The following is a 15,575-nucleotide window of genomic DNA, read 5'->3' as shown; positions in this document are numbered from 1 at the left end:
GGGGGCGCCGGCGGCGCGTACCCATGAGCCTTTCTCCCCAATTCCTCGACGAGCTTCGCACCCGCACCCTGTTGTCGGCGGTGATCGGCAAGACGGTGAAGCTCCAGCGCGCGGGGCGGGAATGGCGCGCCTGCTGCCCATTCCATGACGAGAAGACGCCCAGCTTCTACGTCAACGACGAAAAGGGCTTCTACCACTGCTTCGGCTGTTCAGCGCATGGCGACGCCATTCGCTGGATGACCGACCAGCGCGGCCTGCCCTTCATCGACGCCGTGAAGGAACTGGCGCAAGCCGTTGGCCTTGAAGTGCCGGCGCAAGACAAGCGCTCCGCCCAGCGGGCCGAGCGCGCCAAGGGCCTGCATGATGCGATGGACGAGGCGTCGCGCTGGTTCACCGAGCAGCTGCACGGACTGGCGGGTGCAGAGGCGCGGGCGGTGCTGGAGCGGCGCGGGATCTCTGCGACCACGGCGCGCAGCTTTGGCATCGGCTTTTCGCCCGACTCGCGGGGCAAGCTGAAGGAAGCGCTCGGCAGCTACGGCGACCCGATGCTGGTCGAGGCCGGGCTGCTGATCCAGGTCGAGGGCAAGGCCCCCTACGACCGGTTCCGCGGGCGGCTGATGATCCCGATCCGGGACGCGCGCGGCCGGGTGATCGCATTCGGCGGGCGCGTGATCGGAGACGGCGAACCCAAGTACCTCAATTCTCCCGAGACGCCGCTGTTCGACAAGGGGCGTACGCTCTTCAACCTCGATCGCGCGCAGGCCGCCGCCCGCAAGGCGGGACGGGTGATCGCGGTCGAGGGCTATATGGACGTGATCGCGCTCGCCCAGGCGGGGTTCGGAGAAGCAGTGGCGCCGCTCGGCACCGCGATGACCGAGGCGCAGCTGGAGCGGCTGTGGCGGATGTCCGACGTGCCGATCCTGTGCTTCGACGGCGATTCCGCGGGACAGAAGGCGGCGATCCGCGCCGCGCACCGCGCGCTGCCGCTGCTGGGGCCCGGGCGAAGCCTCTCGTTTGTGACGCTGCCGCAGGGGCAGGATCCGGACGACCTGGTGCGCGCAAAGGGGCCGGCGGCGTTCGAGGCACTGCTGCGCGAGCCGGAACCGCTGGTCGAGCGGCTGTGGAAGCAGGAACTTACCGCAGAACCGCTCACGACGCCGGAGAACCGCGCGGGACTGAAGCGGCGGCTGAGCGAGCTTGCTCGTACCATCGGCGATCCGATGGTGCGCGACGAATATCTGTCGGAGTTCCGCAACCGTTGCGACCAGGAGTTCGCGCCGCCTGAACGAACGCGGCAGTGGCAGGGCGGCGGCGGCGGTTCGTGGCAGCGGGGCAATGGCGGTCAGCAGCGCGGTGGCAACCGGGCGGGACAGCGCGGCGGCTGGCGTCCGCCCGAGCCCCCGCCCTCCGACACGGCGCGCCAGATCGCGCAGGGCATCGATCCCTTCCTGGCCAGAGCGGTGGTTGCCGGCCTGATCCGCCATCCGGGGCAGATCACGCGCCATCTGGAAGTGCTGGGGTCGCTGCGACTAGCCGACGGGCCGCTTGGCCAGTTGTTCGAAGTCGTGGTCGACGCGGCACTTGCCGACCGGCAACTTGATAGCGGCGGCATCCGTACCATATTGGCCCGGTCTGGTTTCAACGACATCGCAAGCGACCTGCTAAGGGCGGACACCCTGCCTTTTTCGTTCACCCGCAAGGATGGGGACGATGAGGCGCGGGCGATGGCGGACCTGGACGAGGCGATCGCCGTCCTGGTGACGCGTCCCGCAGTGGACGCGGCATTGGCAGAGGCGACCGCTGCGTTGCAGGCCGGGCTCGATGAGACCGCATTCGAGCGTCAGGTGGCGCTGGTCCAGGAACGCGAGGCGCTGAAGGCGCGTCTTGCAAATCTGGTGCTGGCAGACGAAGACGATTAGAATCAGGCCGGATTTCAGTCCGGGTTTTTCGAGGGCAATTGATGGCGAAGGCGAACGGTGGCGGCGACGACACGATGGAGACGGGCGACGCGCCGCTGATCGATCTGAACGAGGGGTCGATCAAGAAGCTCGTCGCGCGCGCAAAGAAGCGCGGCTACATCACGGTCGACCAGCTCAACGAGATGCTGCCGCAGGACCAGATGTCCTCGGAGCAGATCGAGGACATCATGGCCGCGCTCAACGAAATGGGCGTGAACGTCGTCGAGAACGAGGAAGCTGGCGAGGAAGGCGAAGCCGAGCAGCCGGCCGAGGACGATTCCGACGACAGTTCGGAAACGCAGGACGATTCCGCGCCCGCGTTCGAAGCGGTCAAGAAGAAGGAAACGGTTGATCGTACCGACGATCCCGTCCGCATGTATCTTCGCGAGATGGGCGCCGTGGAGCTGCTCAGCCGCGAGGGCGAGATCGCGATCGCCAAGCGCATCGAGGCCGGCCGCGACACGATGATCCTGGGGCTGTGCGAAAGCCCCATCACCTTCAACGCGATCATCGGCTGGTCCGAGGCGCTGAACGAGGGCACGATGCAGCTGCGCGAGATCCTGGATCTCGACGCGATGCTGTCCAAGGGTCCGTCTGCCGAGCAGGTCGAAGCCGCCGAGGACGACGAAGGCGACGAGATCAGCGAGAAGAACACCGGCCCCTCCTTCAAGGAAGAGGAAGAGCCGGAAGAAGCGTCCGAGGACGAGGACGGCGAGCGCCGTGGCCCGCGCAACTCCGACGAGGAGGAAGAGGACAACACCCTCAGCCTCGCGCAGATGGAGGAGACGCTCAAGCCGCAGGCGCTGGAGAAGTTCGCCAACATCACCGCGATCTACGAGCAGTTCTCGCGCATGCAGGCGCGCCGCCTGGACGCGATGGGTTCGGGCGGGGAGCTGACGGCCGCCGACGAGGCGACGTACCAGAAGCTGCGCGAGGACCTGACCGCCGAAGTCGAGAGCGTCCAGTTCCACCAGGCGAAGATCGAGTATCTCGTCGACCAGCTTTATGCCTTCAACCGGCGGCTGACGACGCTCGGCGGCCAGATGCTGCGGCTTGCCGAGCGCCACAAGGTGCCGCGCAAGTCGTTCCTGGAGCAGTATGTCGACCATGAGATGGACGAGCAGTGGCTGACCTCGGTCGCCAGCCTCGACAAGAAGTGGAAGGCATTCGCCGAGAACGAGGCGGTTGCGGTCGACCGCATCCGCAGCGAGGTCGCCGAAATTTCGCAGCAGACCGGCATGGCGCTGAGCGAGTTCCGGCGCATCGTGAACATGGTGCAGAAGGCGGAGCGCGAGGCGCGCATCGCCAAGAAGGAGATGGTTGAGGCGAACCTGCGCCTCGTGATCTCGATCGCGAAGAAGTACACCAACCGCGGCCTGCAGTTCCTGGATCTCATCCAGGAGGGCAACATCGGCCTGATGAAGGCGGTGGACAAGTTCGAGTATCGCCGCGGCTACAAGTTCTCGACCTATGCGACCTGGTGGATCCGGCAGGCGATCACCCGTTCGATCGCGGACCAGGCGCGGACGATCCGTATCCCGGTCCACATGATCGAGACAATCAACAAGCTGGTGCGCACCAGCCGCCAGTTCCTGCACGAGCAGGGCCGCGAGCCGACTCCGGAGGAAATGGCGGAGCGCCTTTCCATGCCGCTGGAGAAGGTGCGCAAGGTGATGAAGATCGCCAAGGAGCCGATCTCCCTCGAAACGCCGATCGGCGACGAGGAAGACAGCCATCTGGGCGACTTCATCGAGGACAAGAACGCGATCATCCCGGTGGACGCGGCGATCCAGGCGAACCTGAAGGAAACGGTCACCCGTGTCCTCGCCAGCCTCACCCCGCGTGAGGAGCGCGTGCTGCGCATGCGCTTCGGCATCGGCATGAACACCGACCACACGCTGGAAGAAGTCGGCCAGCAGTTCTCGGTGACGCGTGAGCGCATCCGCCAGATTGAGGCAAAGGCGCTTCGCAAGCTGAAGCATCCGAGCCGAAGCCGGAAGATGCGCAGCTTCCTCGACCAGTAACCTTCAAGAGGCCTCGAAGCGCAGCATGCTTCGGGGCCTCTTCCGTTCCGAACCAGTGCGACCGGGCTTGTCGTGCAACGCCGTTAAAGCTTCGCTTACCATCGTCTGGCATGACGGACGCGGGGCAAGGACGCGACGGAGGAGGTCGATCCGTGGGTGGGGTGATCAGCGCAGCGGCACCGGACGCATGGTCCGCCGTGCGTTCGCTTGCGGAGCGAGACGGCAGCGCCACACGGCCGCAGCTGACGGCGCTTGCGAACAAGAACTGCGATCGGCGCGACGTGGCGGACGCGGCGCATTATCTGGCGATCCTGCACGGCCGGATGCCGGGGGTGATCGAGCATGCCGGCGAGCACAGCGATTTCGACGCTGCACAAGGCTGGCTGACCGAGGCTGCTGCCTGCTTTGCGCAGGAGCGCAGCTATCTGGTTGCGCTTTCTGCCGCAGCCGGCGCGGTACCGAGCACACCGGGGCAAGCCGCCACCGAGGCTGCCATCGCCGCCCAACGGCACGCGATCGACATGCTGTCCGAGTCGGAACGCCGCGGCTGCGCGCTGGGCGCCGCGATCGCGCTGGTGTGTGACTGGCCGGCCGTCCGCACCGCCCTCGATGCTTCCGCGGAGCGGCTGGAGCTCGCACCGCCGCCCCTGATGCTGCCAAACCTTGCAGCGACTGCCGAACTGGTGACCACGCTTGCGGCCAGCCGCGCGGTCGAGCGCGCGATGCTGTTCGGGATCGAGCAGCTGCTGGCCCAGCACCGCGGGCTCTGGGACCTTCTGGAAGCACGGTCGGAGGCACGGGCGGGCTGATCGCCCCGCATTTTGCTGCGCGTGCGTTAACCGTCAGGTTAGAAAGCCCGGTTACCACGGCGGCCATGTTCGCTTCTCTGCTCCGAGGCGCACTGTGCGTCACCGCTTTCGCCGCGCTCCCCGCCGGCGCCCGTACGTTGCTCGACTATAATGGCGAGTGCGTGCCCTTTGCGCGCAGCGCATCGGGCGTGCAGATCTATGGCGATGCCTGGACCTGGTGGGACCAAGCCCGGGGCAAGTACCAGCGCGGCCATGTGCCCAAAGTCGGCGCAGTGCTCGCGATGGCGAAGTCGCAGCGGTTGCGGCTCGGCCATGTCGCGGTGGTGAGCCGCATCGTCGACAAACGCGTGCTGATGGTGACGCATGCGAACTGGTCGCGGATCGACGGCGTGCGCGGGCATGTCGAGCAGGATGTCACCCTGTTCGACGTCTCGCCCGACAACGACTGGACGCAGGTCAAGGTCTGGTACCGCGACAGCGATGGCCTGGGCGGCAGCATCTATCCGGCGCACGGCTTCATCTATGGCGATAAGCCGGTGGCGGAACTGAGCGGCGATCACCCCGACTATGTAGCATCGCTGATCGACGCCTATGCGCGCTGACCCTGCCCGCTAGCGTGCCAACGCCTGGGGAGCATGGGGACGGGCGAATCGATGGGCCGTCGCGGCAATCCTCGCGGCGACCGCCATGGGGCTGGCGCTGCGGACCGCGGCCGGCACCGGGGCGCTGTGGCTGGATGAGGCTTGGTCGGCCGTCTTCGCGCGTGACGCCCGCACGCCGCTCGGCGTGTTCTGGCTGGTCAACCACGACAATAACCACCATCTCAACACGCTGTGGATGCAATGGGTGGGGTTCGATGCGCCGCCGCTTGCCCAGCGTGCGCTGGCCATTGCGTCGGGCACGCTGACCATTCCCGTTGCTGCCGCAATCGGCTGGCGCCGCAGCGGTGATCGCGGCGGGGCTTTTCGCCCTGTCGCCAGCCCTAGTCTGCTATGGGTCGGAAGCACGGGGCTATGCGCCGATGCTGCTCGCCTTCACCGCAGCGATCCTGCTGGTCGATCGGTGGCTGGCCGCGCCGGATCAACCACCGCGTACGCCAAGCCTCGCGATGGCTCTCGGGTTGGGATTTCTGGCCCAGGCCACGATCCTGTTCGGCCTTGCCGCGCTGCTGGGCTGGGCGGCGATCGAGCGGTGGCGCCGCGCCGGGGCGCTGACCGCCCTGCGTGAGATGGCGCGGCTGTTCGGCCCTGCCCTCCTCACGATCGCTGCGATGGCCGGGCTGATGTGGCTCGCCGCGTACAGCAGCCCCTATGGGTTTGCGGTCGGTGGGCTCGAGCCGCACAGCTGGTCCGGTTGGCGCACCGCACTGGCGGAACTGCTCCGCTACACCCTAGGGCTGCCCCTCCTGCCCGCCCTGATCGTGCCGCTGGCCCTGCTGCTCGCGCCCCGCAGCCGACTGCGCGACCTCGCCCTGTGGAGCGCCTTCGCTTTCCCGCTCGTGCTGGCCTTGCTGGCGCTGCCGAACAGCATGATGCCGCGCTACTATCTCGTCGCAAGCGTCGCGGTGCTGCTGTGGCTGGCCGAGTGGCTGGCGCAGGTCGGGTCGCGAGGCGGGCTCCGCCGCACAGCCATGGCGATGACATTACCCGTCCTGGCAGCCGCGATGCTCTGGACCGACCGCCTGCTGATCGAGAACCAGCGGGGCGATCCGGGTGCTGTCATCACCATCCTGGCGGCCCTCGCGCCGACGGGCACGACCGTGATGGCGGAACACCATCGCGAAAGCGCCGTGCTCGACGCCGCGGCTGCATACCGCCACTATCCCCTGGTGGCGCAGATTGCCCCCTGCCCCGCGGCCCCGTTCCTGCTGGCCGACCGGCATGGCGCCGAGCAGTTCGCAGGCGCCGTGCACGCCTGTGGCCGCACTTACGTCCCGGTGGCGACACACTGGGCCAAGGGCCCCTCTGGCCTTCACTGGCAGCTGCTGCGACGGCGCGACTGACGCGTCCGCCGCCGCGCCGAGGCGAGGTGCGGCCGGTGTTGCGCGGGTGGAATAACTGCTACAGCCGACGCCATGGATTCCGGCTTCAGCACCGCGGGCGAACAGGCGCCAGACGTACAGGCACATGCGGGCGAGACGCACGCGACCTATGACCCCGTACAAGACCAGCCCGAGACGAGCGGCACCGGGGCAAAGCGCTGGCTGTTTCCGGCCGCGGCGTTGGTGCTGACGCTCGCCTGGGTCGTGCTGATGGTCTCGCTGGCGGGGCCGTGGCTCGGCAGCGGGCCGTTTCCGCCGCAATTCGCAAGCTTTGTCGCCGCCTTGTGCATTCCTCCGATGCTGCTGGCGATCCTTTGGCTGGTGTTCCAGCGGAGCAGCGTCGCGGAGGCTCGGCGCTTCGGCGATGTCGCCGGCGGCCTGCGCGCTGAAGCGGATCGGCTGGAGCAGTCCGTCGCAGCATTGACGGAACGGCTGTCGGCGAACCGCGCGGAGCTGGCGGAACAGGCGAACACGCTCTTGGCGCTTGCCGGCAATGCGGGCGAGCGCCTGGCGGTAGTCCGCAGCGGTATGGCGCAGGAAAGCGAGGCGCTGAAACGCCACACCGAGCTGCTGGGTGGCACCGCCCGCGAGGCGGAGCAGCGGCTGCAGCGGCTGGTGCAGGCGCTGCCCGAGGCACGGGCGGAGATCAGCGAAGCCGGCGAGGCGATCGAGCGCGCGGGAACCGCGGCGACGCGCTCCGCGAACGAACTCGACACGCGGCTCACACAGCTGGCGGAACATGGCCGGGCAGCGGGGACCGAGGCCGCTGCCGCGTCCGAGCGGCTGGCGCAGCATCTGGCCCGCATCGAGGCATCGGGCGACTTTGCCGGCGCGCGGCTGGAGACGGTGGCCGGCAGCATGGTCGACATGATCGAGGCGGTGCTGGAGCGGACCGGAAGCGCGGTGGAAACCGCGCGCACTGCGTTGGCGGCCGAGGGCGACGCTGCGATCCAGCGGCTCCAGCGCGAGCATCTGGCGATTGAGCGCACCGCCCGCGAAGGCGGCGAAGCGCTGGACGCGCGGATCGCGCGGATCGAGGAAGGGCTGGCACGGATCGGCGCGATGCTCGACGAGCGATACCGCGAGAGCGACGCCCTGGTGCAGGTGCTGACCGGGGGCATTGATGACGTGGATGCGCGCTTCGCAAGGCTGCACGCGACCGGCACAGAGCGCACCCGCGCCTTGTCCTCGGCGGTCGACGCGCTGCGCACGGCGGTGGATGCGACCAGCGGCGCGATGCGCAACGGCGATGCGACTGCGCACGACGTCATCACCACCGCCGAGCGGCTGCTGACCGCGCTCGACGCCTCGGCGCGCGAGCTGGACGAAACCCTGCCGGCGGCGCTGCATCGGCTGGACGAGCGGCTCGAGGTCACGCGCCGCGGCATCGCCCAGACCACGCCCGAGCTGCTGGCGCTGGTGCAGGGCGCCGAAACGACGCAAGCGGCGGTGGAGAAGGTCGGCGGGCTGATCGAAGAACAGCGCGTGGCGCTGACCGATGCGGCGCGCACCATGGCGGAGACCCTGGAGACCGGCCGTGAGCGCGTGGACCGCGTGCACGGCATCGTCGACGCGACGGTCGCCACCACCCGCCGCTTCGCCGAGGAGGCAGCGCCGCAGCTCATCGCGGCGCTGGAGCAGCTGCGCACCAGCGCGACCGCGACCGCGGAGGAGACCCACAACGCGTTCGACCGCATCGTGCCCGCCGCAGCCAAGCGGCTGCAGACCGAGAGCGCCGCGGCCCTGTCGCGCGCGATCGACCGCGCGGTGGTGCAGCAGGTCGCCTCGCTGGGCGAGGCCGCGACTCAGGCGGTGGAGACCGCCCACCGCGCGTCCGACCGGCTGGCACAGCAGCTGGCGCAGATTGCGGAGACCCGCACGGCGATGGAGGCACGGCTCGCCGAACATGCAGCCGAGCGCGAGGCGTCCGATACCGACACCCTCGCCCGCCGAGTGTCGTTACTGATCGAAGCCATGCATTCGGCTTCGATCGACATCACCCGCGCATTCTCGCAGGAGGTGACGGACGCTGCCTGGGCCGCCTATCTGAAGGGCGACCGCGGCGTCTTCACCCGGCGCGCGGTGAAGCTGATCGACACCGCCCAGGCGCGCGAGATCGCCCAGCTCTATGACGAGGACGCGCCGTTCCGCGATCAGGTCAACCGCTACATCCACGACTTCGAATCGATGCTGCGCCAGATCCTGACGCTCCGCGACGGCTCACCGCTGGGCGTGACGCTGCTCTCGTCCGACATGGGTAAGCTCTATGTGGCGCTCGCCCAGGCGATCGAGCGGCTGCGCGGCTGATCGGCGGAAAATGGCGGGAAACGGGGTGGTGGACACTTCGGGGGGGGGAACGCCTGCTTTCGCCCGATTGCGGACGTTAGTCCGACCAGTAGCGACCGCTGATCACGACCTTGCAGTGATAGCAGGCGGATCGCACGCCATCATGATTATACCACTCGTGCCTTCCGCCAGCGGCCTCGCAATCGACGCCTTTGGGAGCGAAGCGCAGCATCCAAAATGGCAGCCGCTGCCGAAGCCATGTCCGTCGCCGGAGCGGCTGGCCTGAAAAAAGCGATGGTTCGACCACGTCCAGACCGTATCACACGAGCGTCCGCCTTCCACCATTCCTGGCCATCCGGTGAACGGTCTGCAGCCCGGTCGGATACGCACCGCCGCGCCCTGCCTGCGCGGATCCGTTACCGGTGGAAGCGTCGAGCAGCAAAAGACCGTCCTGCAAAATCGGGCGCAGTTGCAGGAGCGCCGAACAGATCGACCGCCCACGATGCAACTTCTGCTCCCCTCCGCCGCTGTAGGTAGATTCGCCAGCGGATGGATGTTGCCGATGCATGTTGCGGTGCTGCCGAACTTCCTTGCTCCCCAGGCCACGATCACGCCCGAAGAACGCGAACGCGGCCTTCGGTTCCTGCTGATCGATGCCGCGTTCGCGACCGCGATCGGTGCGCTCAACAGTGGGGTGGTGCTGCTTGCGCTGGCGCTGCACATCGGCGCCAGCCAGGTAGAAATCGGTCTGATCGCGGCAATTCCGCTGCTGACACAGATGCTTCAGGCGCCTGCGGTGACCCTGGTCGAGCGGATCCGCCGCCGGCGGCTGATCTCCGTCGCCTGCGTGTTCGGCGCCCGGCTCGCCCTGCCCGTCTATGCCATGGTCCCGCTGATCCCGAACCACAGCGTCGCCGTCGGGGTGCTGATCGCGGCCGCCCTGCTCCACTATGGGCTGAACGCGGTAGGCGCGTGCAGTTGGAACAGCTGGATGCGGGACCTGCTGCCTGAAGGAAGGCTGGGTGCCTTCTTTGCCCGGCGCAACCTCTACGGAACCGTGGTAGGCGCGGTGGCGACGCTGTTGGCGGCCTTTGCGCTTGGCGATACGGGGCAATCCGACGCAGGCGGGGACCGCGTCTATGTGACGCTGTACCTGCTTGGCTTCGTGTTCGGGCTGTTCAGCACTGCTTCCCTTGCGCGGGTGCCGGAACCAATGATGGCAAAGCGCCGCGGCCGCCCATCGCTGCGCCGGCTGCTGGTCCGCCCGCTGCGGGACCGCAATTTCCGTTCGGTGCTCCGCTACCTCGCGAGCTGGCAGTTCGCGGTAAACCTCGCGACTCCCTTCTTCACCGTCTATTTCGTGCGCGTGCTGGGCTTTTCAGTCGGCTTCGTGCTGGTGCTGACGGTGGTGAGCCAGCTTGCCAATGCCGCGGTGGTGCGCGGCTGGGGGAGCCTGTCGGACCGGTTCACCAACAAGTCGGTGCTGGGCGTGGCGTCGCCGCTGTTCCTCTTGTGCATCGTCGGCATGGCGTTCGCCGACGAGTTCGACACCACCCATGCCCGTCAGGCCTATCTGCTGATCCTCCACCTGGTGATGGGCGCAGCCGGTGCCGGGGTGGGGCTGGCAGCAGGCAATATCGTCATCAAGCTCAGCCCGACGGGCACCGCCACCAGCTACATGGCCACCAACGCGCTGGTGGGCGCGCTGGCGTCGGGCTGCGCGCCGATCGTCGGCGGGCGGCTGACCGAGTTCTTCGCGCGACGGCAGCTGACGCTGTCGCTCGACTGGACCTCGCCCAGTGGCACCGCCGAGCTGTTCGGCATCAACATCTCGCACTGGGAGTTTTTCTTCCTGCTCTCCGCTGCGATCGGCCTGTACGCGCTGCACCGGCTGACCACCGTGACCGAGCCGGGTTCGGTCGAAGGCCGTCAGGTGATCCACCACATCGTCGAGACGGCACGCTACAACCTGCGCAACGCCTCTTCGGTGGCGGGCGTGCGGCAGGCCCTCGCCTTCCCGGCCGACGCGCTGATCAAGTCGCGGGAGGGCACCCGCTTCCTCGTAGAGGCGCTGTTCGAGCGGCATCGCGACACCCGCTCGCCGCAAGTGGCACAGGAAGCGGTCGGCACCATGCTGGACGCAGCCTTCGAGCCGGTCGCCGACGACGCGTTCGACGCGCTGGTGCGAGAGCTCGATGCACAGGCAGAGCGCGGCTAGGGAGTACGCGCAGCATCCCCGCCCGAAGCCGAAGACGTGCGGTTCAGCAGCTCTCCCCGAGTGCGGGAGGCTACGACCCTGGCTGAGCGCCGATCGCGGCCAGCACCGGATCGTGGCTGCCGTTCCGCTCGGCGCGCGGGAGGTACAGGTGGGGGCGATAGGCTTCGCGCGGGAGGCCGTCGACCGTGAACAGCTGTTCGGTGCCGAGATCGATCCTGGCCGCCGAACCCTCGATCGTCTCGTTGCTCAACCCGCCGAGCAGATCGCCCAATTCGCTGCCGACGGTAGTGGCGCCGATCGCGTCGAAGCCGATCATCAGCCCTTCTCCCATGCTGCCGGTCCAGCGGCCCCCGGCGACATAGACCTTGCCCGAATAGCGCGCGCCGAACGGCGCGACATATTCGACGAAGCGGCGTGGCGGGCCGAGCACCCGCGACTCATAGGGGACGACATGGACCTGATAGGGCCGCTCGTGGTCGACGAAGTGGCCGAGGATGCCGCGCGCGACGCTGGTGTTGCCGCCGCTTGGGGTGTTGCGCAGGTCGATCAGAAGCGTGCGGGTGTCGGCGACGCTCGCCAGGGCCTTTGCGAACTCGGGGATCAGCGCCTGGTTGCCCAGCGCATTGTGGATGCGCAGGATACCGAGCGAGCCCTGCCGCTCGACGCTCAACAGCGGACCGTCCTGGACCCGCTTCGCCTGATCGGAGGTGGCAGCCAGCGCAACGGCGCGACGGTGACCCCCGTCGACAAGCTCCAGCGTGCGCGGACGCCGACGATGTCCGGCGAGCGCGACGTTGAAGGCGAAATCGATCTGCGCCGGGGTAAGTGATGTAAAGGCGCGGCCCGTGATTGCCTCTACCGCAGCACGCGGCGATCGGCCGTCCAACGTCCGCACAACCATCCCCGGCCGCACGCCCTTGGCCAGCGCGTCGCTCTCGCAACGGACCTCCTCGATCCGGAAGGTCGTGCCCTCATGGCTTCCGAACAGGTCCGAGGCGGTTGGGATGACCGCCCAATCTTCAAGATCGAGCGGGCCAACGACAAAGTGCGGGTCCGCGAAGTTGTGCGACACCAACTGGAGGGTATCGATGAAGTCTTGGTCGGTGTGGGCCAACCGCGCACGCTCGGCAAAGGCCGATAGGATGGCATTGCCGTCCACGCCGGGTCGGTCAAAATAGCCGTATCGCTCCTGCAGCAGGGCTTCGAAGGCGGACCATGCGGCGGCTGCATCGAATGACGCAGGTGGAGCCCCCTGCTGCGCGCGCGCCCCAGGGGCGAAGAGCAGCAGCAAGACTGTCAGCGGAGTGAGCGCGTGCCGTTGGAACATGACGCGATCATCCAATGGCAGGCGGCTAGGTGGCAAGCCCCTGCGTCCAGGATTGAATGGTCAAAGCGGCGGAAGCAAAGGGCCGGGCGGTGTGCCCGGACGAGGCAAGCGGAAGCGCGCCCGCCGCTCAGTTGAAGAAGTCGAGCTTCTCCGGGGTAACCCAGCCGTAGAGATAGTTTAGGTAGAAGGCGCCGAAGAGGACCACCGAGACCAGCGTGGTGCGCAGCGCGACCTTGCCCGCGGCGAACTGCGCCGGCGCGCTTTCGGCCTGGCCGGGGACATGGGGCTGGCCCACCTCCTCGGCCGTCCGCATGCCGAAGGGAAGAACGAGAAATGCGCTGAGCACCCAGAACAGCAGGTAAATCGCCAATGCCGACTGCCAGCGCATGTCCCTCAGGCCTCGATCAGCAGCACGTCCACGATCGGCTTTTTGCCGGTCCAGCGGGTCGCCACGCGACGCACCGCCAGGCGGAGCTGTTCCCGCAGCTTCTCGCGGTCGCGGCCACCCTTGCGCACCGCTGCCTCGGCAGCGTCGGCGGCTTCGTCCAGGAAGGGATCGCGCTCGTCCTCGACCGGCACGCCCTGGGCGCGAACCACCGGCGAGCCGACGAGGTTGCCGCGGCGATCGATCGCGACCGCGACCGACATCTGGCCGTAGAGCGAGATGCGGCGGCGCTCGTTGATCGTGTTGCCGTCCGCCGGCAGGATCACGTCGCCATCAAGGGCAAGCCGGCCGACCACCGCATGGCCGATGCGGCGCGGGTTGCCTGGCGCCAGGCGCAGGATGTCGCCGTTCTGCTGGGTGATCGCGTCCGGCACGCCCTGCGCCAGCGCAAACCGGGTGTGCTCGGCCAGGTGGCGCGCCTCGCCATGAACCGGCACGACCAGTTCCGGGCGGATCCACTTGTACATGGCGGCGAGCTCGGGCCGGCCGGGGTGGCCGGAGACGTGGACATGCGCCTGACGATCGGTGATCATCTCCACGCCCTTGGTCGCGAGCGTGTTCATGATGCGACCGATTGCGACCTCGTTGCCGGGGATCTGCTTGGACGAGAAGATGACGCGATCCCCCTGCTCCAGACTGATCTGGTGGCTGCCGTCGGCCACGCGGGCGAGCGCGGCGCGCGCCTCCCCCTGCCCGCCGGTGGCGATGATCAACACCTTGTCGCGGGGCATCGACATGGCGGTGTCGAAGTCGACGGTCGCCGGAAAGCCGCCGAGATAGCCCGTGGCCCGCGCCACCCGCAGGATACGGTCAAGCGAACGGCCGGCGACACAAACTGCGCGACCGGTCGCTTCCGCAACCTTGCCCAGCGTGGACAGGCGCGCGGCGTTGGAGGCGAAGGTGGTGACCATGACGCGGCCGCGTGCGCTCGCAACGGTGTCGAGCAGCCCCGCGTACACGTCGTCCTCAGACCCCGAAGCGGTTTCGTTGAGGACGTTGGTGGAGTCGCACACCAGCGCGAACACGCCCTCGTCGCCGATCGCCTCCAGCTCGGCCGGGGACGATGCGGCACCGACCAGCGTGGTCTTGTCCAGCTTCCAGTCGCCGGTGTGGAACACGCGGCCGTGCGGCGTGTCGATCAGGAGCGCATTCGCCTCCGGAATCGAGTGGGCGAGCGGCACGAAGCGGAAGCCGAACGGGCCGGTGCGGAAGCTGCCGCCGCGCTCGATTACCTTGAGCTCGACGCTATCGGCAATGCCCTCTTCCTCGAGCTTGCCGCGGATCAGGCCCGCGGTGAAGGGCGTCGCGTAAATCGGCACGTCGAGATCGGCGGCAAGGTACGGCAAGCCGCCGATATGATCCTCATGCCCGTGGGTGATGACGATGCCGACGAGATCGTCAAGGCGATCCTCGATGAACTGGAGGTCGGGCAGCATCACGTCGATGCCGGGATAGGCCGGGTCGGCAAAGGTGATGCCGCAATCGACCATCACCCACTTGCCCTGGGTGCCGTACAGATTGACGTTCATGCCGATCTCGCCCGATCCGCCGAGCGCGACAAAAAGAAGTTCGTTTCCGGGAGTCACTTGGTTCTTTCTTCAGGTAACTCGCCGCCATCCCGCGACGAGGGGCCCGGCGATGCCGGTACCACTTTGCAAAATCTCTTCAGGCTTTGGCGGCTATATGGGTTCTCGCCCACAGCATCGCCAGCCCTCGCAAGGTGAGGTCCGCCTCCACCACGTCGAACACCGGCGTGCGTTGCTCGAACAGCACGGCCAGGCCACCGGTGGCGATCACCTTCGCCGGGCGGCCGATCTCACGCTTCATGCGGGCGACCAGCCCCTCGATCATCGCGACATAGCCCCAGTAGATGCCGATGTGCATCTGGCTGACCGTATTGCGGCCGATGACGGAGGAGTCCGCCGGCGCCTCGATCGCGATGCGCGGCAGCTTGGCGGCGGCGGTCACCAGCGCGTCGAGCGACAGGTTGATCCCGGGTGCGATGATGCCGCCCTTGTAGGCGCCGCTGGCGTCGACGACGTCGAACGTGGTGGCAGTGCCGAAGTCGATGACGATCAGGTCGCCGGGATGCTCGGCATGGGCGGCAATGACGTTGAGGGCGCGATCGGCGCCCAGGTTCTGCGGCTCGTCCACGTGGAGCTGGAAGCCCCAGGGGGCAGCGGGACTGCCAGCGATCACCGGCTCCGTCCCGAAATATTTCCGGGCGAGCACCTGCAGGTTGTGGAGCGCGCGCGGTACGACCGTGCCGATGATCACGGCCTCAACATCCGAGCGCTGATGGCCTTCAAGCGCAAGCAGCTGGCTGAGCCAGACGGCATATTCGTCGGCAGTGCGCCGCGGGTCGGTGGCGATCCGCCAGCGGGCGTGGATCGTCTCTCCCTCCATCAGGGCAAAGACGATGTTGGTGTTGCCGGCGTCGATCGCGAGCAGCATGGCGGCTTGATAC

The 15,575-nt window shown here is 67.8% G+C and carries 11 protein-coding genes; 7 read left to right on the top strand and 4 right to left on the bottom strand.

What is annotated here, in order from left to right; all coding sequences use genetic code 11:
- The first annotated feature begins 23 nt into the window (after positions 1-23).
- The 7 genes from dnaG to LK533_RS04080 all read left to right on the top strand — a co-directional run bounded on the left by dnaG (position 24) and on the right by LK533_RS04080 (position 11,336).
- Positions 24-1,919, top strand: a complete 1,896-nt coding sequence (gene dnaG, locus LK533_RS04110; protein WP_229361485.1) for a DNA primase — start codon at positions 24-26, stop codon at positions 1,917-1,919.
- Between the two features lie 41 nt (positions 1,920-1,960).
- Positions 1,961-3,982 carry an RNA polymerase sigma factor RpoD gene (gene rpoD / locus LK533_RS04105; protein WP_229361484.1) on the top strand — a complete coding sequence of 674 codons (2,022 nt, stop codon included), beginning with the start codon at positions 1,961-1,963 and terminating at the stop codon, positions 3,980-3,982.
- 152 nt (positions 3,983-4,134) lie between these two features.
- Entirely contained in the window at positions 4,135-4,791 is a 657-nt protein-coding gene (locus LK533_RS04100; RefSeq protein ID WP_229361483.1) for a DUF6975 family protein, read from the top strand.
- A gap of 65 nt (positions 4,792-4,856) precedes the next feature.
- A complete protein-coding gene (locus LK533_RS04095) occupies positions 4,857-5,393 on the top strand; it encodes a CHAP domain-containing protein (RefSeq protein WP_229361482.1) in 537 nt (178 codons plus the stop codon).
- A gap of 314 nt (positions 5,394-5,707) precedes the next feature.
- Complete coding sequence (locus LK533_RS04090) at positions 5,708-6,793, top strand: hypothetical protein (protein WP_229361481.1); 1,086 nt, start codon at positions 5,708-5,710, stop codon at positions 6,791-6,793.
- A gap of 72 nt (positions 6,794-6,865) precedes the next feature.
- A complete protein-coding gene (locus LK533_RS04085; protein WP_229361480.1) occupies positions 6,866-9,139 on the top strand; it encodes a hypothetical protein in 2,274 nt (757 codons plus the stop codon).
- Between the two features lie 541 nt (positions 9,140-9,680).
- Positions 9,681-11,336: an MFS transporter gene (locus LK533_RS04080; protein ID WP_229361479.1), complete on the top strand. Its 1,656-nt coding sequence runs from the start codon at positions 9,681-9,683 to the stop codon at positions 11,334-11,336.
- A gap of 70 nt (positions 11,337-11,406) precedes the next feature.
- Here LK533_RS04080 and LK533_RS04075 read toward each other — a convergent pair whose 3' ends face one another.
- The 4 genes from LK533_RS04075 to LK533_RS04060 all read right to left on the bottom strand — a co-directional run bounded on the left by LK533_RS04075 (position 11,407) and on the right by LK533_RS04060 (position 15,562).
- Positions 11,407-12,663, bottom strand: a complete 1,257-nt coding sequence (locus tag LK533_RS04075) for a hypothetical protein (RefSeq protein WP_229361478.1) — start codon at positions 12,661-12,663, stop codon at positions 11,407-11,409.
- A gap of 127 nt (positions 12,664-12,790) precedes the next feature.
- Positions 12,791-13,051, bottom strand: a complete 261-nt coding sequence (locus tag LK533_RS04070; RefSeq protein WP_229361477.1) for a DUF1467 family protein — start codon at positions 13,049-13,051, stop codon at positions 12,791-12,793.
- 5 nt (positions 13,052-13,056) lie between these two features.
- Positions 13,057-14,694, bottom strand: coding sequence for a ribonuclease J (locus LK533_RS04065; RefSeq protein WP_229361476.1), 1,638 nt, complete (start codon positions 14,692-14,694; stop codon positions 13,057-13,059).
- Positions 14,695-14,773: 79 nt separating this feature from the next.
- On the bottom strand, positions 14,774-15,562 hold the full coding sequence (locus LK533_RS04060; RefSeq protein WP_229361748.1) for a type III pantothenate kinase: 789 nt from the start codon (positions 15,560-15,562) through the stop codon (positions 14,774-14,776).
- Positions 15,563-15,575: the final 13 nt, after the last annotated feature.

It is taken from the genome of Sphingomonas sp. PL-96 (assembly GCF_020707215.1).
Classification (GTDB): domain Bacteria; phylum Pseudomonadota; class Alphaproteobacteria; order Sphingomonadales; family Sphingomonadaceae; genus Sphingomonas.
Note: the sequence above shows the minus strand (reverse complement) of the source record. Positions and strands in the feature narration are given on the sequence as shown.